The organism is Streptomyces sp. LaPpAH-108 (assembly GCF_000373625.1).
Taxonomy (GTDB): domain Bacteria; phylum Actinomycetota; class Actinomycetes; order Streptomycetales; family Streptomycetaceae; genus Streptomyces.
The window spans coordinates 1,000,220-1,020,102 of record NZ_KB891987.1 but is presented as its reverse complement, the minus strand read 5'-3'; the positions used below and the strand labels follow the sequence as shown (position 1 = coordinate 1,020,102).

Here is a 19,883-nt window from a genome sequence, read left to right as displayed (position 1 = left end):
CTGAAAAGCATCGCATTTCCTAGCGATGCCGCCGCGTCCCTGCGGCTCTCTCCCCCAGACCGTCACCATTTCTTTCTCCTACCACCGACACGCCTGTTCTTCAGGAAAGAGGTATTCGATGCCCATCATCACGATCCAGCAGGGTCCACAGCCCGTCGAGCGCAAGCGTGAACTCGTACAACGCATCACCGAGGCAATGGTCGAGGCTTACGGACTGCCGCCCGAGTCGGTACAGGTCTGGATCCACGAAGTTCCCGCAGACAGCTGGGGAAAGGCCGGTCAGCTCACCTGCGACAAGTGAGCTGAAGACGCACTCCTGCAGCAACTGAACAACAGCTATTCTGTTCATCAATGACTGATGCGGGCCCACCGGAAAATCCGGCGGACCCGCATCGGGTCATCGTGCTACCGACCCCTCACGCAAGCGAGTGATCATACGCTGAGTAACTTCGATCGGCGACGCGGATTCGACGGGAGCAGCACCCGAAGAACTGTCACCGAGCGCTTCGATCCGCTCGTTCCATTCCTCATGCCCCTTGAAGGGAATGGTCTCTCCAGGCGTGTACCGGGGAAGCGGACGATAGGTGTTGATTCCATCGACCTGCTTACCGCGTACGAGAACGGGGTCGAGGTAAAGACCGTCGCTGCTTATTCGTGTCGACGTCGAGATGTAGCCGATGTCGAGCCCACAACGACGCATGGGAGAAGTGTTGGCTTCGGAATAATGCAGCAGATGAGGGTGATGGATCGAGACGTCGCCAGGATTTAGTTCGATGTCGACGATACCGTGCTTTTCTGCCCATTCATTCACGATCTTTTCGTCCGACGACGAATACAGCATGTTCTCCGTGTCGGTGCGGAGCGAGGGGGCGTGCAGCGGCAACTGGTGGCTCTTGGGAATCATCCGCAGACAGCCGTTCTCGGTTGAGCTACTGTCCACGGCCAGCCAGACGGTGAGCGCCTGCATCGGCTCGAGCTTCCAGTAGGCGCCGTCCTGGTGCCACAGCACCGGCTGGCCGTCGAAGGGCGGCTTGCAGATGTAGTGCGCCGTGAAGCACGCAATATCCGGGCCAAGGAAGTACTCGGCGATGTCGGTCAGACGCGGGTCCGTGATGAGTCGTACCCAGAATGCGTCGTTGCGGATCAGGGGGTGGTGGAGGTGCTCAGGCCGCACATCTGGATACTTCTCCATGAGCCACGCGATGTGCGAACGCGCCTCTTCGATGAGGTCCAGCGGGATGGCGTCCCTGATAATGGCGAAGCCTTGCTCGGAATATTCTTTCGCTACCTGGCTGAAGTCACGCACGAGATACGATCCTTTGTGTCGCCGTCACATGTGATGCGCCCACTCTCGGGCACATCAATACCCTTGCGTACTTAGGTTGCCGGGCACCGCACTTTCCTGTCAAGGATCTCCCTTTGGGGTACCTGATTAGGGATACCACCAGCCATTCCGAGGTGACGGAAGCATTGATTGACATAATCTTGAGCCCCAAGCTAGGTTGAGCGGCGCCATGCAGGTACTCCATTGCCGACTTGAAGGCAATGCTGGAATCATTTGAATGCCTACGAGAGCTTGATGGATGCCGGAGAGCTGTTCGCCGAAAAATCCGCAGGCTGACACTTGACCCCGGGTCATCGCCTCCAGTCCGGTTGTGAACCCGCAATGGCCGGCATCCGGACGTCTGACGCGTTTCCAAATGCCGGCCTGGCCAGCCCGAACACGCCACCGGAACGCCGGAGCTGTTGTCCGCGACCCAGAAAGGAGCTTGGCATGGAGGAGCGTCATGACTGGTACGCCGTCCGCAACGCGGAAGGCCAGTACTCGGTTTGGCAAAACCACATGCCCGTCCCGGCGGGCTGGGCGCCCGTCCATCGGGCCCACACCAAGGAGGACTGTCTGGAGTACATCGGCCGGACGTGGACCGACATCCGACCTGTCAGTTCCCGCTGACCGCCTCCAGCGGCATTGACCACACCTTCGGGCGAGAGACGAGCATGAACACAGAGATCCAACATCCCACACCGAGCGTGGCACACGCGGAGATCCGTACCCTTCCCGCTTCCAGCGGACAGGAAAGACTGTGGCTCACCGCCGAGGCCGATGGGACCACCGTTCCCTACGCGGCCCCATTCGGCTACCACATCTCCACGCGGCTGACCGCCGCCCAGCTCGAAGCCGCCATGGCAGTTCTGATCATGCGTCACGATGCGTTGCGCACCGGCCTGCACTGGACGGGTGAGGGGTTGGCCCAACAGGTGCATGCGACCGTGCGCCCCGAGGTGCGGGAGATCCTCTGCACCAGCACAGAGGAGTTCACCGAGGCACTGCGCGTGGTGGCGGCGGAACCGTTCGACCTATCCCGACCGCCATTGGTCCGCATGCTTCACGCCCGAGTCGCGCCGGACGAGACTGCGTTCGGTTTCGTCTTCCACCATTCCATCTGCGACTCCTGGTCCATGGAGCTCTTTCTGCAAGACCTGACGCGGATTCTCGATGGTGACACCCCTGACACCACCCCCGGGGAACACGCGGCGTGGTCCCTGGAAGAACATGCATGGCTGGAGTCCGCCGAGGCGGAGCGGGAGCGTGCCTACTGGGGTGACCGCCTCCAGGACGGTGCGGCTCCCCTACGGCTGGGCCGCTACGACCGGCAGCCGTCGCGGAATGGGGCGGTGCATCGCTTCGCAGTGCCGGCTCCGACGGTGAGCCAGCTGGTGGAACTGACTGCCGCGTCCCCGTTCTCGATCATGCTGGCCGCGTTCGGAGTGCTTCTTCACCGCTACTCGCTCAACGAGCGGATCAGCATCGGCCTCCCGCTGGCCGGGCGCCTCACAGCCGACGCCGAGCACACCTTCGGCTATCTGAGTAACACCGTTGTGGCCTTGGAGGATTACGCCGAGGACACCACCTTCCGGGACGCGGTGGCGTCGGCCTTCCAGCATGTGGCGGACGGCATCGAACACGGAAGGCTGCCGTTCCAGGAACTGGTACGCCTCTCCGGAAAGCGTCAGGAAGGAGCCGTGCCGCTGTACGAGGCAATGTTCGGCCCGCAGAACACACCGGTTGAGACGTCGCACACGATCGGCGGCCACTCACTGACCCGGATCAACGTGCACAACGGGACCGCGAAGAATGAACTGACGCTACTCGTCGAACAAAGGGCCGACAAATTCGAGTTTGAGTTCGAGTACGACACTGCCCTGTTCGACCACTCGTGGGCGGAACGTTTCTCTGTCGCCTACGTCCAGCTGCTGATGTCCGCCGCGCAGGCTCCGGACACTCCAGTGGCCGAGCTGCCGCTGCTCACGGCGGAGCAGATGGCGGCAGCCTTCGCCGAACGCCCCCACCGCGGGGACTATCTAGATGAGAACCCTGCACACGTCGACATAGAGGCCCAGGCACGCCGAACACCCGAAGCGGTGGCCGTCCGCTGGACCGATGGTGAATTGACATATCGTCAACTTAACCGTAGGGCAAACGCGTTCGCAGCGCGCATCATGAGATCGGGCATCGCGACCGGTAGCCGGATCGGCGTCCGACTCGACCGAGGACCGCACCTGATCTGCGCGCTGCTCGGGATACTCAAGGCCGGAGCAGCCTTCGTACCGCTCGATCCGAAGTTTCCGATGGCACGTGTCCGGACGATCTGTGAGGATGCCGCCGTATCCGCCATTGTGGCCGAGGCGTCCGAGGTGGCGGAGCTGGCCGACATCGCCCCGGTTCTGGTTCCGGACGACGACGCCACCGAGATGACCACCGAAGTGCAGGTGGGCCCGAACGATCTCGCGTACATCTATTACACCTCCGGGTCCACGGGCACCCCAAAGGGCGTCGTCATCGACCACCGGGACGCGAGCCAGCGCCTCGCCTGGTTCCGGGACGCCTACCCGACGGGACCGGGCGACGCGGTACTGGCCAAGACACCACTGGTGTTCGACATATCCCTCTGGGAGATCTTCCTACCGCTCCTCACGGGCGCGGAGGTGCTGATCGCTGAGCCGAACCGGGAGGCCGATCCCGACTACCTGCGTCAGGTGCTGCGCACAGAGCCTGTCGTGCTGGTCCACTTCGTGCCCGTCGCACTGGAGACCTACCTGAGTGCAGTCGAAGCCGGTAACTACCCGGCGCTGCGCTGGGTGATCGCGAGCGGTGAAGCGGTGCCAACGAGTCTGCTGCGGCGTGCTCACAACCACTTCGGTGCCGAGGTGCACATCCAGTACGGGCAGACCGAGACGGCCGAGGTAACAGTCTGGGACGGCACCGACGACGATGTGCCGTCGGCATCGACGCTACTGGGCCGAGAGATCGGCGTCTACTCGATGCGTGTCGTCGACCGCGCGCTCCAGCCAGTGCCCACGGATGTGCCCGGCGAGCTGTGTGTCAGCGGCCTCGGTGGTGTGGCCTGGGGATACCAGAACCGGCCGGTGATCACAGCTGAACGGTTCGTGCCCCATCCGGGCTGCCCAGACGGACGCTTGTACCGGTCGGGAGACGTGGTCCGCAAGCTCGGCTCGGGCCTCTACGAGTTCCTGGGCAGGCAGGACCAGCAGATCAAGATCCAGGGGTGCCGCGTCGAGCCCGGCGAGATAGAGAACGTGCTCTGCGCGCATCCAGCTGTTACAGGCTGCGTGGTTGTGGCCCGCAGGTCCACCAATGGGAACGTGCAGCTCGCCGCCTACATCGTCGCTGGTGACGACGAGCCGTCCCCGGGCGACCTAGCCGACTTCGTCCGGCACCGTCTTCCTTGGTACATGGTCCCAGGAGCCTTTGTTCTACTGCCTGACTTTCCTCGCACGACGAGCGGGAAAGTCGCGAGAGACAGCCTCCCCGCACCGGACCGGCATGCCTTCGCGACGAAGGCCGGACCAGAAGGGCCAGTCGGCCCGGTAGAGGCAGAAATCGCGGCTGAGTGGGCACGTGTGCTCAACATCCAGGGCCTCGGGCGACATGACGACTTCTTCACCGTCGGCGGAACCTCTCTCAGTCTAGTGCGGGTCCTCGGGGCGGTCTCAAAGCGCTACGGGATCACCCTGCGCATGGGCCGGTTCATCAGTCGTCCCACCATCGCTGCGCTGGCGGAGGCGGTGCATGAGGGCATAGAGCAGTTGGTCGGTGACCTCTCCGAGGAGGAAGCGCTCAACATGCTGGAGGCGTTGCGCGCCCATGACTGAAAAGCCCGTACGACGGCAGGAACTCATCGACCTGCTCCTGCGTGGTCGTGACTCGCGGCAGAGGACGGTCGCGCAGTTCGCGGCGCGGGCTCGGCTCAGCCGGGACCAGCAGCGGCTGTGGTTCCTTGAACAGCAGTATCCCGGCACCGCACAGAACAACATCGCGGTCCGCCTCGACTTGAGTGATGCTCCCGAACGGGCGGAACTGGAAAGGGCATTGGCCCGGCTTCAGGAGGTTCATCAGGCGCTTCGGCTGAGGGTGTCCGGCTCACTGGCCTCCCCGATGCAGGAAGTAACCGCATCCTGCAAGGTCCCCCTGGAGTGGCACGACCTGTCCGGCCTAGCGTCGGCTACGGCCCAGGCCCGCGCCGAGCAGTTGACGATAAGCGCGGCCCATCGCCCTCTCGACTTGGGCCGACCTCCGTTGTACCGAGCTACGGCGGTGCTCCTGCCGAACGGGAACTGGCAACTGGTCCTGGTCTTCCACCATCTCATCACCGACGGCTGGTCCGTCGGCGTGCTGTATGAGGACCTAGCCCAGCTTCTCTCTGGGAAAGAGATCGAGCAGCCGGCCACGACCTTTGTCGACTGGGTGGCACGCGACAACGACAAGGCAACCCCGGACTGGGTGAGCGACTACTGGAAGGAACGGCTCGCGGACGCCCCTGTCCCGGTCACGCTCGCCGTGCGCGAGGGAAGCAACGACCCTCATCTGCGCGGGGGACTCATTCCCTTCAGCATCGACGCGGATTTGACCGGTGCGCTGCGCTTGCTTGCCCGCGAACTCGGCGTGACCCTCTACGCCGTATGCCTTGCCGCCTTCAAGGTGGTACTCCGCAGGTTCGCAAACTCCCCGGAGGTAGTGGTTGGTTCCCCAGCCGCCGGCCGGGAGGATCCGGCACTCGACCGCGTCGTCGGCTTCTTCGTACGGACGCTCGCTCTGCGCACCGACATTGCGCTCGACGACAACTTCGCTGACGTGGCGCGGCGTGTGCAGCAGACAGTCACCGAGGCCCTGGACCACCAGCCGATGCCGTTCGACGAACTGGTGGCGTTGACGGGAGCGAGCGGCGGAGAGTCCACCCACCCGCTGTTCCGCACCATGCTCGCCTACCTGGGCGTCACCGGCGAGGAGCCCGAGTGGAACGGCCGACTACACGCTGTGAAGGATCTCGACACCGGTACCGCCAAGTTCGACCTGACCATCGCCCTCAATGAGCACGCGACGAGTATCTCGGGGGCTGTGGAGTGGGCGGAGCGTGGGGCGGACGAGATAGCGGCGAAGGGCGCGCTGGACGCGTTCCTGGCGACCCTTCGGATGGTCGTCCGGCAGCCGGAGGCCCGGGTCGGCGAGATTCCACTGTCAGAGCCCCCACTACCGGAACATTCGGGGCACACGGCCACGGGCTGTATCAACCTCGCTGACGGCCTATTCCGTCAGGCCAACCGAACCCCGCAGGCCATAGCCCTAATCGACGAGTACGGAGGCACTGAGAACTATGCTTCCCTCGCTGACCGAGTGGCCCGGGCGGCGGAACGACTGCGTCAGGTGGGCCTGCGGCCCGGCGACCGGGTGGCCCTGCTCCTGGAGCGATCCACCGATTTGGTCGTCGCCGTGCACGCCGTCACCGCAGTCGGCTGCGGCTACGTACCGATAGACACGACGGCTCCCTCAGCCCGGGTGGCCGAGCTTTTGACCTCGGCCGGAGTACAAGCCATTGTGGTTCACGAGGCCACGCGGGCCCTGCTGCCTAATGGCCCGTGGCATGTGCTGGATGCGGCCGACGACACGCTCGCCCTTGCCGACCGACGGACCTCGCCCGTCGCGCCGGGCGGCTACTCACATCTGCTGTACACCTCCGGGTCGACTGGCACCCCGAAACTAGTCGCGTTTCCGGCCGACGCCCAACAGGCCTTCCTGGACTGGCTGCAGAGCAGCATGCCGCTCAGTGCCGACGACCGGGTGCTTCTGAAGACCCCATACGGCTTCGACGTATCGCTGTGGGAACTCTTTTGGCCGCTCCAGCACGGGGCCGCACTGGTCGTGGCAAGGCCTAGCGCGCACTCCGACCCGGCTCACCTAGCCGAGCTGATCCGACGGCAGCGTGTAACGGTGGCCAACTTCGTGCCATCCATCCTCGAACATTTTCTCGACGAGCCCGCGGCAGCACATTGCACTAGCCTGCGCTACCTGTTGTCGGCCGGAGAGCAACTCACCAACGCCCTGCGGGACCAGGTACATCGTCGACTCTCGGCCACCTTGGTCAACCTCTACGGCCCGACCGAGACCAACGCAGTGACGGCATACACCTGCGCTCCTCACGATGGCGGCGGGCCCGTGCCCATCGGCATGGCTCTGCCGCACACCCGGCTTCACGTCCTGGATGCGGAACTGCGCCCGGTTCCGGTGGGTCTGCCCGGCGAGCTTTACATCGGCGGAGAGCTGGGCACCGCGATCGGCTACTGGGGACAGCCCGTGCTCACGGCAGAGCGATTCGTACCGGATCCGTTCAGCGCCGAGCCAGGGCGTCGCCTTTACCGCACCGGTGACGGTGCGCGTCAGCTGCCCGACGGCGGGTTCGAGTACCTGGGTCGGCTAGACCGCCAGGTGAAGCTGCATGGCGTGCGCATTGAGCCAGCCGAGATCGAGGCGGCACTCACTGCGCATCCGTCGGTCGCTTCGGCCAGAGTGCTCGTGCTTGGTGAGGGCAGCGCAACGGAACTGGTCGCCTTCTGTACACCGTGTCAGGGCACTACGGTCGACCCCAACAAGCTGCGCAGCTGGGCCGTAACACGTCTGCAACGGCAGTTCGTTCCGCGAACGTTGCTCGAGCTGCCGCAGCTGCCGCTGAACATCAATGGCAAAACGGACACCAAAGCGCTGACAGAGGTATGGCAGGCGCACCATGCAGAGCGGCGCAACGGCACCGTCGGCACTGGAAGCGACGCCGTGGAACGGGAGGTCCATGCCGCTTTCGAGGAAGTACTGGGACACGACGTTTCCGATCGGGAAGCCACCTTCTTTGAACTGGGCGGCAACTCAATGCTGTTGTTGCGGCTGGCCGTTGTCATGGAAGGGCGCACAGGCTTCCGACCCGGTATCGCGGATCTGACTCGCTTTCCTACCGTGGCACTGCTGGCCGATCTCCTGCGCTCACGCATGGCACCGAGCGATCCGCTCATCCCCCTGGCGGGTGTGCCAAACGCGCCAAAGCTGATCCTGCTGCCTCCCGCATCCGGTTCGGCACTGCCTTACGTCCCGCTGAGCCAGGAGCTCGCACCCACGTTCTCCGTCCTGGGTTTCAACGCTCCCGGGTTCGGTGGAATACCCCCACAGACAGTTCCGGACTTCGTTGCAAAGTTGTTGCCCGCCGTGGAGCAGGCGGCAGCAGAGGGGCCAGTTGTCCTCGCCGGCTGGTCCTTCGGTGGAGTCCTCGCTTACGAGCTGGGCATGGCCTTGAGCATGCACGGCGTGGAACCGGCGGCCGTGGTCATGTTCGACAGTTGGGTTCCTACGCCGAGTAGTGAACCAGCAGAGGACGACACGGACGGGATCGCCACCCTGCGCGAGCACGGCCTTATCCCCGATGGCCTCGGCGCAGCGGACATCCACGCGCTGGCCGCCATGGTCACCGCGACGACCGAGGCGTTCAGGACCTACCAGCCCAGTGGGAGAGCAAGCTTCCCAGTCCATCTGATCCGCGCAGGTCACGGCTACCCCGGAATGGCCGACAGCGGTTACGACGACTGCCGCGGCTGGGCCGACATCATTCCGCAACTCCAGATCAGCGAGGTGGCGGCCGACCACTTCGGGGTGCTGCACCCTGCCGTCATCCACGAACTCGCCAAGCAGGTGCGTGCGGTCGCCACGCGTGCCCTACTTGACAACTACTCAAAAACAGAGGGGAACACGCTATGAATTCAGTCAAAGAGGCGCTGCACAACGACGGCGTCGCACTGCTCGGAGTGGGGGAGCATCCCTACTCGGCACATGAGATCGACGAGCTGATCGCTCTCTGCTTGAAGCTGCCGCACCCGGACGGGATCGGGGAGGAGAACCGGCTCGGCGTCGGACGCATCCTCGTCGACCCGGTGGACGTCGCCAGGGAAGCAAGGGGTTACGAGTCCGCCAAGGTCGAGGCACCTGAGATCGCCCAGCAAATCCTGGACATCGTGGCCTCACCTCAGGCGCTGGCGTTCTGGGCCGACTGTTTCAGCCTGAACGAGGTGGCAGTACGCCGAGCGCAGACAAACTTCCTCTATCCGGGCGACGAAGTCGGCTCCCATAACGACCACGAGTCCAACCCGGCATACCGAATCAGCGTCGTGATGGGGCTCTCCGATGACTACACCGGTGGTGACTTCATCGCTCATATCGACTCCGCTGACGAGCGCCGCTTCCGGGTGAACCGCGGCGACATCCTCGTGGCCAAGCCGGAACTTCAGCACGCCGTGAGCGTGGTGGAGTCCGGCAAGCGGATGTCACTAATCCTCTTCATGTACTGATGCCGTCGGGCCTCCGCCGGCCAGACGGCCTCGCGTACGAGCCCTCTCGAGAGGAACCCTTCTAGATGATCTCGGTCAGTCCAGTCGTATCCGGGGTGAGCTGGGGGGTGGAGCAAGGATCCTGGCCCGGACGGAGTGGGGATGCTTCGGTATGCCCCGCTACACCCGGCCGATCCCTTCACCCCGGCCTTCGAGTTCGCTCTGACGCACCGCGGCACGGTCAGTGAGATGGCGGCGATGCGCACTTATCGCGAACTGTTCCGGACACCGGAGTTCACATCTCTCTTCCTTGCGTACTCCGGGCAGATAGCTGCCCAAACGGTCAGCGGGCTAGCTCTCAGCACACTGATCTACACAGCGACCGGCTCACCGTTGCTGTCCACACTCGCCATGTTCGGGCCGTCCCTGGCGCAGGTGGTCGGTGCGACAACGCTCCTGTCGGGAGCCGATCGGCTGCCGCCCCGAGCCGTGCTGACCGGCATGAGTCTGATCTTCGCTCTGAGTACGGCCGCACAGGCCATCCCCGGTCTGCCCTTGTGGATTATCTTCACCATCCTCCTGAGCCAGGGAGTCAGCGCCGCACTCGGCGCGGGGGTGTGCTACGGACTACTCAACGAGATCTTGCCAAGCGAGGGATACGTGCTGGGCAGTTCGGTACTCAGCATGTCTGCCGGGATCATGCAGATCTGCGGATATGCGGTCGGCGGTGTGCTCACTACGGCATTGTCACCGCGTGACGCCCTGCTCATCGGCGCCGGCCTCTATGCCGTCGCGTCGCTTGCCGCCCGGGTCGGCCTCAGCCAGCGGTCACCGCGCGCCTCTGGGCAGACATCGGCGGCCGAAACCTGGCGGGTCAACGTAAACCTGTGGTCCTCCAGGCCACGCCGCTACGTCTACCTTGCCTTCTGGCTGCCGTGCGGGTTGGTCGTCGGCTGCGAGTCTCTATACGTGGCCTACTCACCCCAGGGCGCAGGCTTCCTCTTCGCCTTCGGCGCGTTCGGCATGCTGGTCGGCGACATCCTCACAGGTCGGCTCCTTTCCCGGCGGCATAGGGAGCGCCTAGGGGTACCACTGTTGCTGCTGCTCGCCACTCCATACCTGATCTTCGTATTCCGCCCACCGCTGCCCCTGGCCTTGGTTGCCGTCACGCTCGCCACCGTAGGCTACTCGGCCAACTGGGTATTTCAGGAACGCCTGTTGTCGCTGACTCCCCAAGAACTGAGTGGACAGGCGCTGGGGCTGTACACATCCGGCATGCGCACCATGCAAGGACTTGGCGCCGCCTTTGCGGGCGCGGTAGCCGAGGCCACCTCTGCTTCGGCGGGGATAGCCACGAACGCCGCCCTCGCCGTCGTGGTCGCGCTGGTTCTGATACCGCTCCTACGGTCCGCACGAGGAACACTCGGCCCCACAGAGCGGCATAAAACCGACAGATCCAGCGCCCCTGCCGCCACCACACGCGATCTGAGCATTCCTTACGACTCGGGAGAGACAGCATGACCCCAATATCGGAGAGAGCGATGACAATGCCCGGAATCCGGCCACCTGCCGGACCTCGCGGTCCGCATCAGCCGTGGTGGAACCTTCAGCGCGGATCCTCCATGCCCTTCCAACGCTACGAACGACCCGCGCCTCCGATTCCGCACGAAGTAACCGACCGCGGCTGGCCGGCCAATACGCTGGTCAAGGCCCCGCTGTGGGCCTCGGTCGACCTTCGGGATGGGAACCAATCACTGAGCAGCCCGATGGATGTCGAGCGCAAACAACTCATGTTCGACTTGCTCGTGCGCATGGGATTCAAGGAGATCGAGGTCGGGTACCCCTCGGCGAGCGAGGCCGACTTCTCCTTCGTACGTAGGCTCATCGAGCGCGATGAGATCCCGGACGATGTCATCATCTCTGTCTTCACCCCAGCTCGGCTGGACCTGATAGACCGGACGTTCCAGGCCATCAAGGGCGCGGACCGGGCGATGGTGCATCTGTGCAATGCGACGGCCTGCCTGTGGCGGGACGTCGTGTTCGACATGAGCGCTGACGAGGTGCAGGCGATGGCCGTCCGATCGGCCGAGCACATCGCCCGAAAGGCGAGTGCGGCCAAGGGCACGGACCTGCGGTTCGAGTATTCGCTGGAAACATTCAACGTGACAGAACTCGATTTCGCTCTCCAAGTGGCGAACACCGTCACGGCGCTCTGGGACGCGAGCCCGGACCACCCGGTCACGCTCAACCTCCCGAGCACTGTGGAAACCGACTCCCCCAACGTCTACGCGGACCAGATCGAATGGATGCACCGAAATCTCGATGGCCGGGACGGCATCATCCTCTCTGTCCATCCGCACAATGACCGTGGCACGGCTGTGGCCTCTGCCGAGCTGGCAGTGCTCGCCGGGGCGGACCGGATCGAAGGCACTCTTTTCGGCAACGGCGAGCGTACTGGCAACGTATGTCTGGCGACGCTGGCACTGAACCTCTTCAGCCAGGGCATCGACCCTCAGCTGGACTTCTCGAACATGGACGAGATCCGCCGTACGGTCGAACTCGCCAACCGGCTCCCCGTCTCCTCCCGTCATCCTTATGTCGGCGACCTCGTGTACACCGCATTCTCGGGAACACACCAGGACGCCATCGCCAAGGGGCTGGCTGCCATCGAACGCCAAGCAGCCGAAGCCGGGATTACGTGGGGAGAGGTGCCCTGGGACGTTCCCTACCTGCCCATCGATCCCAAGGACGTGGGACGTACGTACGAGTCGGTCGTCAGGGTCAACAGCCAGTCCGGTAAGGGCGGCGTAGCTCACCTGCTGATGAGTTCCTACGGGCTGGACCTGCCGCGCGGGCTTCGAGTGGAGTTCGCGAAGCACGTCCAGCGTGCAGCCGACGACGGTGATAGAGAGTTGACGTCCCGCGACCTCTTCGCGCTCTTCACCGAGGAATACCTCGATGTCGCGCAGCCGGCACTTCTGGTCAAGGAATTTCGCGCAACACGCGCGGAGTCCACTACCAGCGTGGACGCCCTCATCGCGTGGGGCAGCGAGACAGAGGCGCGACTGAGCGGAACTGGCGCCGACGCCGCCGACGCCTATGTGGATGCCCTTCTGGATGCCGGTTTGACATGTGAGCTAGTGGAGCTGACAGAACACACTGTCGGAGAGGCCCTCGGCAGCGGCTTCGTGGGCTACGCGCTGATCAACATGAACGGGGCGTCGTGGTACGGCACCGGGCTGGCCGCTGACCGGGACGGTGCCTGCCTGAACGCCGTCACTTCCGCTGTCTGTCGAGCTCTGGCGCCCTGAACCGCTTCTAGCCCCTATCTCGAGAGGAACCCTTCGCATGGTTCTCAAAGGTCGGCATGTCTTGCTTCCTGAAGACCTGGTCGTTCACCGAGCGTTCGAGTCCCATGTGCGGCTGGCACCCGACCGGATCGCTCTCACTTGTAGCGGATCAGAGCTAACCTACGCCGAACTCAATGACCGAGCGAATCGCTTTGCTCACCATCTGATATCACGTGGCGTGGGTCGCGGATCAGTTATCGGCGTATGCCTGGACCGCATACCGGAGCTCGTCGTCAGCATTCTCGGAATTATGAAGGCGGGTGCGGCATACGTGCCGCTGGATCCGACCTACCCCGCGGAGCGGTTGCGTCTGATGACCTCCCAGCTCCCTCAAAACAAGCTGAATATCGCCTCGGCGGACACCTACGACCTGCTCGAGGAGACAACTGGCGAACTGATCCTCATTGAGGAGTTGGCCGACGCTCTCGTAGCCGAGCCCACATCGAACCCCAAGGTCGATGTCGGCAATAAAGACTTGTGCTATGTGGTGTTCACCTCCGGCTCGACCGGAACCCCGAAAGCGACAGCCATTCGCCATGAGGGCTGGTACAACCTGCTGCAGTGGCTGCGTCTGGAGTACCAACTCGACGATGCTGCCAGCGGTCTGACTGTCAGCTCTTTTGGATTCGACATAAGTCAGCGTGGCTTGATGGCACCGCTGTTCTGCGGAGCTGCCATCCACTTGCTGCCCAGCCGAATGTTCGATCCGGCGATGGCCTATCAAATCATCGAGAAGAGGAGAGTGAGGCAGCTCCACTGCGCGCCCAGCACCCTCTACGTGCTGATCGAGCACGAGCTGGCGGTCGGCGGCAGCGCCCTGACCCGGGTGGGTCACGTTTTCATCGGTGGTGAGCCGCTGTCCGTGTCTCGGGTCGAGGAATGGGCTACACAGGAGAACAACACCTGCGCCCTGTTGCACCAGTACGGGGTGGCCGAATGCACGGATGTGGCCAGCTCCCACTCGTTGAATGACTATTCCCGATATCAGGGGGTGGCAACGCCTGCGGGGCCCCCCGTATACAACACCGATATACGCATTCTTGACGATTGCCTGTCAGAAGTACCGGACGGTGTTCCTGGGGAGATCTGCATCTCGGGCCTGAGCGTCAGTGCGGGTTACCTCAACGCATCACCGACAGATATCCGGCGCTTCACCGAGTTGCCCAGCGAAGACGGTCCGACGCGTATCTACCGGACCGGTGACCGTGGCTATGTCACCGCAGACGGGGAACTGGTGGTCGTCGGCCGGGTGGACGATCAGGTGAAGATCCGCGGCATGCGCATGGACCTGGGAGACGTAGAACACGGCGTGCGCAGCCACGAACTCGTGGAGGACGTGGTGGTGCTGGGCCTGCCCGACCAGTCCGGAGAGTTGCGTCTGGTCGCCTATGTGCTGCCAGCGGCAAGTTCTCTCGACACTCGGAGCCTGTACGCGGACTTGACGCGCGTGTTGCCTCACAACATGATCCCGCAGCGGTTTTTCGTCCTTGAGTCTTTCCCGCTCAACCCGAACGGGAAGACCGACCGCCGGGCACTGGCCGCCATGACCACGGCCTGATCGCCCGAGCGCCAGCATATTTCACCCATGAGGAGTGAACCTACAATGATCGCTTCGAAGATCCGTGCCATCTGGGCAACAGCACTCAATCTCGAAGAATTTTCCGACAGTGACAATTTCTTTAGCCTCGGCGGAAACTCACTGAGTATGACCAAGGTTCAGCGCGATATCCAAAGCAAGATCGGCATAACGGTCCCGATGGACCTTCTGTTCCGAAAAGCAACGGTCACCAGCATCTCGATGCACATCATAGAGATACTGCCTACCGAATGATCACTCAAACGTTTGCTAGCACAGAAGGATTCGGCAGCGCAACTGTCAAGTCTGTCAGCGGATACTTGGGCCGCCAGACCTCCTGATCATCATGGATGTTTTCGCCGGATCGGCACGAGCCTGACCTGCACTCAGGCAGAATCGCCGAAGTAGAGCCGCGTCATTATGATGCCGCTTTGTAACCCAGCCTAAACCACAGCCATATGTTCGATGCCGACACATGGCGGCGACCGCGGCACGTTTTGCTGACTGAACATAAACCACGACCGCTTCCACTAATTCTGACTCGACCTGAAGCCTGCCGTCAAAATATGACAGCAGGTCTTCAGGTATTCGCCAAGGCTGCTTGAAGCAGCCCTCCAGTCTCACCCCGACCCTTACGGCACTGGAACAGAAAGAATGATTGCATGAGCGCTCTGGCTAAGATTGCCGACGAACTACTTGATGTTATTGCCCAGGAGGACCCCCTCAACGAGTTCATTCAGGGCCTGTCGGGGTATGACCATCTGCTGAGCGACCATGATGAGGCGGCAGAGGACCGGTTGCGGGCTCGCGCGCTGAGGATCGCCACCGCTGCGGGTGAGCTTGGCCCATCAGAGCCGGACTGGGTTACGCAAGCAGTGGTGAAGCAGCAGGCCAACGCGGTGGCGGATCGGATCGACGCCCGGTTGGTCGAACACACCATGGCCGACTACCTGGTATCGCCGATCGCTCGACTACTCACCATGGTGCCTCTCGCCCGACCAATCGGCGTGGAACAAGAACGCGGCTATCTCAGGCGGCTAGCCACGATTCCCGACTATCTCGCAAAAGTTTCGGCTCGTCATCGCAGCGGGATGGCTACTGGCCGACTCCCGATCGCGGAACGGGCACGCTACGCGATATCCCGCCTGGACAGTTACCTTTCCGACACAGCTCACGATCCATTCCGCGGGGCGGTCCTGACCGGCTCACGGGCAGCCGAGCGGGATCGTCTGCTCGAGGACGCGGTACGGCCGGCATTCGCCGCCTACCGTGACGTGTTGGAGACAGACATCGCGCCACACGGCCGTTCTCCCGAACAAGTGGGCCTGTGCTGGCTGCCGGACGGGGAGGCAGCGTACGCCGCCCTCACGCGCGTCCACACGACAACCGACCGCACGCCCGAGCAACTGCACCGGACCGGTCTCGAACTGATCGAGCAACTGGCGGAGGAATACGTAGCGATCGGCTCCAGCGTTTTCGGGGTACGCACTGTCGCCGAGGTACATCACAGGTTGCGTACGGATCCGGCGTTGCGTTGGGGCAGTGCGGCGGAGTTGATGGCATCCGCTCAGGCTTCGATCGATCGCGCGGAGGGTGCGGCTCCGGATTGGTTCGGACAGCTTCCCTCGCATGGATGTGTCCTGGAGCCCACCCCGGAGGCGGACGCGCCGAACGCCGCTGCCGCCTGGTACAGCCCGCCGACGCTGGACGGCTCGCGTCCCGGTACCTACCTCGTCAACACTCACCGGGCAACCGAACGGGACCGGTCCGTGGCGGAGGCGCTGACATTCCACGAGGCGGTGCCCGGTCACCATCTACAGGTCACAGTCGCCCAGGAGTTGGCCAAACTGCCGCAGCTTCGCCGCTTGGTATTGATCAACTCGTACAGCGAAGGCTGGGGGCTGTATGCCGAGAGGCTGGCCGACGAGATGGGTTTGTATTCCGACGACATCGCGCGGCTCGGGATGCTAGCGATGGACTCGACCCGGGCGGCTCGACTGGTCGTGGACACCGGGCTGCACGCCTTCGGTTGGAGTCGTCAGCGCGTGGTGGACTATCTGCGGAGCAATACAGTGATGTCGGAGGTGGAGATCCAGTCCGAGACCGACCGCTACATCGAGATGCCAGGCCAGGCACTGTCGTACATGGTCGGACGCTTGGAGATCCAACGACTGCGGACCCGGGCCGAGAAGAAACTGGGCGCGGCCTTCGATGTGCGAGCCTTCCACGACCTGGTACTGGGCGGCGGAGCCCTGCCGATGGCCGTGTTGGACGACGTGGTGGCCGATTGGACGGCGAAAGTGACCGCGCCCCGGCCTCGGCACACGAAACTGCCTCTCCCCTAGAGTCAAAATCATGGAGAACAGAATGCTGGGACGTACCGGTAGGAAGGTCGGAGTGATCGGGCTTGGGGCCTGGCAACTCGGCGGGGACTGGGGTCAGGTGGACGAGCGGGACGCCCTCAATACGCTGAGTACGGCGCTTGAGTCGGGCGTGAATTTCATTGACACCGCCGACGAGTACGGGGATGGACGAAGCGAACGGATCATCGGCGCACTCCTGCGATCGCACGGGCAGACGGGCCACACGGGGGAGTTGACCGTGGGGACAAAGATGGGTCGGCGGGCAGCTCAGATACCGGAGAATTACAACGCCGCCAACTTCCGTGCATGGACCGACCGTTCGCGTCGCAATCTGGGGGTAGAGCGGCTCGATCTGGTGCAGTTGCATTGCCCGCCGGATCCGGTGTATGCCAGCGACGAGGTGTTTGACGCGCTCGACGCTCTGGTCGAGGATGGGACCGTCGCGGCATACGGCGTCAGCGTCCGAACCTGCGAGCAGGCACTGACCGCGATCCGTCGTCCGCACCTGGCCACAATCCAGATAGTGCTGAATGCTTTCCGTCTCAAGCCGCTGGAGCAGGTACTGCCGGCTGCTGCAAAGGCGGGAGTCGGCGTCATCGCGCGCGTGCCGCTGGCCAGCGGTCTGCTGTCTGGGCGGTACACGGCCAAGACCGTCTTCGGCGCGGACGACCACCGCACCTACAACCGGCGCGGTGAGTCCTTCGACGTCGGTGAGACCTTCTCGGGCGTGGACTACGCAACCGGGCTCGAAGCTGTGGAGCGACTGCGCCCACTCGTACCCGAGGGCGTGACGCTGGCCCAGTTCGCGCTGCGCTGGGTCATCGACCAGGAAGCAGTGAGTGTCGTCATCCCGGGCGCACGCAACGCCGAGCAGGCGCGCGCGAACGCCTCCGCCGCCGCCCTAGCCCCGCTGGCCCCAGACACGCATCGGGCCGTGAGGGACATCTACGACGAACTTATCCGGCCCCAGGTTCACCACCAATGGTGAATCGCTATCCTCTGACGGCGGGTGCCATGAGTTCCGCGCTGAAGGTGGCACTCGTTTTGCTGCTTCCGACGCCGAGTTGGTGATTCGGCAGTCACACCTCGGCCAGGTTTAGCTCGGCCATCGATAATTCCTTCACTGGTTCCTAAGGTGTGCTGATGATGTGCGCACGCAGCTCCACCGGGGTGATCACACGTTTCGCTCGGGCGTTCCCGGGTTTGAGCGCGGAGTCGTATGTTCCGAGTGGCCCTCTCGGGGGCACAACCCCTGCATGCTCCATGGGATCGATGTCAGCGCCTACCAGTCCTCGTCGTACGACACCGACGGGCTCTCCTTCGTCTTCATCAAGGCGACGGAGGGCCGGTCGTACGTCAACTCCAGACTCGCGGCCCAGACGAAGACCGCGCGGGACGCCGGTCTGGTCGTGGGCTTCTATCACTTCCTGTGGCCCGGCAATCTCACCGCGCAGGCGGAGTACTTCGTGGCGAAGGCGCCGGACAAGCCCGGGGACATCCTGGCCGTCGACTGGGAGACCACCGGCGACGGCACCCACGCCAGCAACGCGGAGAAGGACGCGTTCATCCGCAAGGTGAAGCAACTGCGCCCGAAGAACCGGGTGGTGCTGTACACCAACCGGAACTACTGGCTGAACGTGGACACGACCTCGTACGCCGGTGACGGCCTGTGGATCGCCGACTATGTGAGCGCGGGCAAGCCGCGCATCAAGGCGAAGTGGCGGTTCCACCAGTACACCAGCGAACCGCTCGACAAGGACGTGGCCGACTTCTCCAGCAAGGCCGCCCTGGTGGCCTGGGCGCACCTCGGCAAGTGAGCGGGAGGCACCGGGCGGCCCTTCCGGATTCCGGCGGGGCTCAGCCCTTGAACTCCGCCGGGCGGTCCGGGGAGGCCGCCGCCAGGGCCGCGCGGACCGCCTCGACGCCCTCGCGCAGGCCGTAGACCGGGGTCGCGGGCTGCTGGCGCCAGGAGTCGTCGATGCCGCCCGCGTCGACCGTGTCGAAGCCGAGTTCGTCGATGAGCGCGCGGACCTTCGCCTTGGCGGCCTCGTCGTCGCCCGCGACCGGCAGGGCCAGGCGGTCCGGGTCGCCCGCGGGGCGGGGCCGGTCCAGGATGTCCTGGGCGTAGGTGCCGTTGAACGCCTTGACGACCGGGTGCCCGAGATGGCGCTCGGTCCAGCGGCTCTCGGTGATGCCCTCGTCCTCGATGCCCGCGATCCGGCCGTCGCGCTCACGCGGGTAGTAGTTGTTGGTGTCGATCACGGCGGCCCCCTCGGCGGCGCCGTCGAGCAGCCCCGCGGGCAGGTCCGGGACCGCCTTCAGCGGGACGGTGACCACGACGACCTCCGCGCCGTTCGCCGCCTCCTCGGCCCGTACGGGCGTCGCGCCGGTCTCCTCGGCCAGCGCCTTGAGCGTCTCGGGGCCGCGCGAGTTGGCCACGGACACGTCGTGGCCGAGGGCGGTGAGCCGCCGGGTGAGGTTGCCGCCGATGTTGCCCGCGCCGATGATGCCGATCTTCATGAAAACCTCTCAGGGTTCATGCATGTGCATTCTTCTGCCGTGGGCGACAACCGTGGGGCGGTACGGGCTATTCCGGCGCTGCTCCGAAAGAACGACGCCGGAGGATGCGCTCCGGGAAAAGAAGGGGGGCGCCCCGCAGGACGCCCCCTCCCCGCACACGCGTCACTTGGCCAGGTAGGCCCAGAACTCGTCGAACGACAGGACCTTGTCGCCGTTGAGGTCGCGGGTCCTGATGATGGCCGCCGCCACCGTCTCGGTCACGTTCCAGTCGCCCTCCTGGGCGAGAGCGCTCTTGAACTCCGACGCGGTGATGAACCCGTCACCGTCCGCGTCGATCCGCTGGAACTGCTTGCGTGCTTCCTCGATGTCGGCCACCGATCCGCCCCTTTTTATCTCGTGTGTGCGTTGCCGTAC

The 19,883-nt window shown here is 64.0% G+C and carries 15 protein-coding genes; 12 read left to right on the top strand and 3 right to left on the bottom strand.

Annotated elements, in window-relative coordinates; translation table 11 throughout:
- The first annotated feature begins 25 nt into the window (after window positions 1-25).
- Window positions 26-301, top strand: a complete 276-nt coding sequence (gene dmpI, locus B079_RS0104650; RefSeq protein WP_158684940.1) for a 4-oxalocrotonate tautomerase DmpI — start codon at window positions 26-28, stop codon at window positions 299-301.
- Window positions 302-397: 96 nt separating this feature from the next.
- On the opposite strand, the gene B079_RS0104645 is transcribed toward dmpI, so the two are convergent.
- A complete protein-coding gene (locus B079_RS0104645; protein ID WP_018544615.1) occupies window positions 398-1,306 on the bottom strand; it encodes a phytanoyl-CoA dioxygenase family protein in 909 nt (302 codons plus the stop codon).
- A 468-nt stretch (window positions 1,307-1,774) separates the two neighbouring features.
- On the opposite strand from B079_RS0104645, the gene B079_RS0104640 reads away from it, so the two are divergent.
- From B079_RS0104640 to B079_RS0104590, 11 genes are all read left to right on the top strand, one after another.
- A complete protein-coding gene (locus B079_RS0104640) occupies window positions 1,775-1,954 on the top strand; it encodes an MbtH family NRPS accessory protein (protein ID WP_018544614.1) in 180 nt (59 codons plus the stop codon).
- A 44-nt stretch (window positions 1,955-1,998) separates the two neighbouring features.
- Window positions 1,999-5,175: a non-ribosomal peptide synthetase gene (locus B079_RS0104635; protein WP_158684939.1), complete on the top strand. Its 3,177-nt coding sequence runs from the start codon at window positions 1,999-2,001 to the stop codon at window positions 5,173-5,175.
- Window positions 5,168-9,094, top strand: coding sequence for a non-ribosomal peptide synthetase (locus B079_RS0104630; protein ID WP_018544612.1), 3,927 nt, complete (start codon window positions 5,168-5,170; stop codon window positions 9,092-9,094). Before B079_RS0104635 ends, B079_RS0104630 begins: the two co-directional genes overlap by 8 nt.
- On the top strand, window positions 9,091-9,681 hold the full coding sequence (locus B079_RS0104625) for a 2OG-Fe(II) oxygenase (protein WP_018544611.1): 591 nt from the start codon (window positions 9,091-9,093) through the stop codon (window positions 9,679-9,681). Before B079_RS0104630 ends, B079_RS0104625 begins: the two co-directional genes overlap by 4 nt.
- Window positions 9,682-9,918: 237 nt before the next feature.
- Window positions 9,919-11,181, top strand: coding sequence for an MFS transporter (locus tag B079_RS31325; RefSeq protein ID WP_051094997.1), 1,263 nt, complete (start codon window positions 9,919-9,921; stop codon window positions 11,179-11,181).
- Window positions 11,182-11,282: 101 nt separating this feature from the next.
- Complete coding sequence (locus B079_RS0104615) at window positions 11,283-12,971, top strand: 2-isopropylmalate synthase (protein WP_078495830.1); 1,689 nt, start codon at window positions 11,283-11,285, stop codon at window positions 12,969-12,971.
- A 37-nt stretch (window positions 12,972-13,008) separates the two neighbouring features.
- Window positions 13,009-14,568 (top strand): amino acid adenylation domain-containing protein, encoded by a 1,560-nt coding sequence (locus B079_RS0104610; RefSeq protein WP_026248353.1) that lies wholly within the window; start codon window positions 13,009-13,011, stop codon window positions 14,566-14,568.
- A gap of 45 nt (window positions 14,569-14,613) precedes the next feature.
- The gene (locus tag B079_RS33620; RefSeq protein ID WP_158684938.1) at window positions 14,614-14,841 is read left to right on the top strand and encodes an acyl carrier protein; all 228 of its coding nucleotides are present in this window, start codon (window positions 14,614-14,616) and stop codon (window positions 14,839-14,841) included.
- 407 nt (window positions 14,842-15,248) lie between these two features.
- On the top strand, window positions 15,249-16,931 hold the full coding sequence (locus tag B079_RS0104600; protein ID WP_018544606.1) for a DUF885 domain-containing protein: 1,683 nt from the start codon (window positions 15,249-15,251) through the stop codon (window positions 16,929-16,931).
- 10 nt (window positions 16,932-16,941) lie between these two features.
- Complete coding sequence (locus B079_RS0104595; RefSeq protein WP_026248352.1) at window positions 16,942-17,937, top strand: aldo/keto reductase; 996 nt, start codon at window positions 16,942-16,944, stop codon at window positions 17,935-17,937.
- Window positions 17,938-18,205: 268 nt separating this feature from the next.
- The gene (locus tag B079_RS0104590; RefSeq protein ID WP_018544604.1) at window positions 18,206-18,766 is read left to right on the top strand and encodes a glycoside hydrolase family 25 protein; all 561 of its coding nucleotides are present in this window, start codon (window positions 18,206-18,208) and stop codon (window positions 18,764-18,766) included.
- Between the two features lie 40 nt (window positions 18,767-18,806).
- Here the strand turns inward: B079_RS0104590 and B079_RS0104585 are convergent, their stop codons facing one another.
- A complete protein-coding gene (locus B079_RS0104585; protein WP_018544603.1) occupies window positions 18,807-19,469 on the bottom strand; it encodes an NADPH-dependent F420 reductase in 663 nt (220 codons plus the stop codon).
- A 162-nt stretch (window positions 19,470-19,631) separates the two neighbouring features.
- A complete protein-coding gene (locus B079_RS0104580) occupies window positions 19,632-19,844 on the bottom strand; it encodes an EF-hand domain-containing protein (RefSeq protein ID WP_018544602.1) in 213 nt (70 codons plus the stop codon).
- Window positions 19,845-19,883: the final 39 nt, after the last annotated feature.

Bases quoted from the DNA above. Each gene is read 5' to 3' on its own strand.
- B079_RS0104610 (WP_026248353.1), top strand. From the start codon at position 13,009: ATGGTTCTCAAAGGTCGGCATGTCTTGCTTCCTGAAGACCTGGTCGTT.
- B079_RS0104640 (WP_018544614.1), top strand. From the start codon at position 1,775: ATGGAGGAGCGTCATGACTGGTACGCCGTCCGCAACGCGGAAGGCCAG.
- B079_RS0104630 (WP_018544612.1), top strand. From the start codon at position 5,168: ATGACTGAAAAGCCCGTACGACGGCAGGAACTCATCGACCTGCTCCTG.
- B079_RS0104635 (WP_158684939.1), top strand. From the start codon at position 1,999: ATGAACACAGAGATCCAACATCCCACACCGAGCGTGGCACACGCGGAG.
- B079_RS33620 (WP_158684938.1), top strand. From the start codon at position 14,614: ATGATCGCTTCGAAGATCCGTGCCATCTGGGCAACAGCACTCAATCTC.
- B079_RS31325 (WP_051094997.1), top strand. From the start codon at position 9,919: ATGCGCACTTATCGCGAACTGTTCCGGACACCGGAGTTCACATCTCTC.
- B079_RS0104625 (WP_018544611.1), top strand. From the start codon at position 9,091: ATGAATTCAGTCAAAGAGGCGCTGCACAACGACGGCGTCGCACTGCTC.
- B079_RS0104590 (WP_018544604.1), top strand. From the start codon at position 18,206: ATGCTCCATGGGATCGATGTCAGCGCCTACCAGTCCTCGTCGTACGAC.
- B079_RS0104600 (WP_018544606.1), top strand. From the start codon at position 15,249: ATGAGCGCTCTGGCTAAGATTGCCGACGAACTACTTGATGTTATTGCC.
- B079_RS0104615 (WP_078495830.1), top strand. From the start codon at position 11,283: ATGCCCTTCCAACGCTACGAACGACCCGCGCCTCCGATTCCGCACGAA.
- B079_RS0104595 (WP_026248352.1), top strand. From the start codon at position 16,942: ATGGAGAACAGAATGCTGGGACGTACCGGTAGGAAGGTCGGAGTGATC.
- B079_RS0104585 (WP_018544603.1), bottom strand. From the start codon at position 19,469: ATGAAGATCGGCATCATCGGCGCGGGCAACATCGGCGGCAACCTCACC.
- dmpI (WP_158684940.1), top strand. From the start codon at position 26: ATGCCGCCGCGTCCCTGCGGCTCTCTCCCCCAGACCGTCACCATTTCT.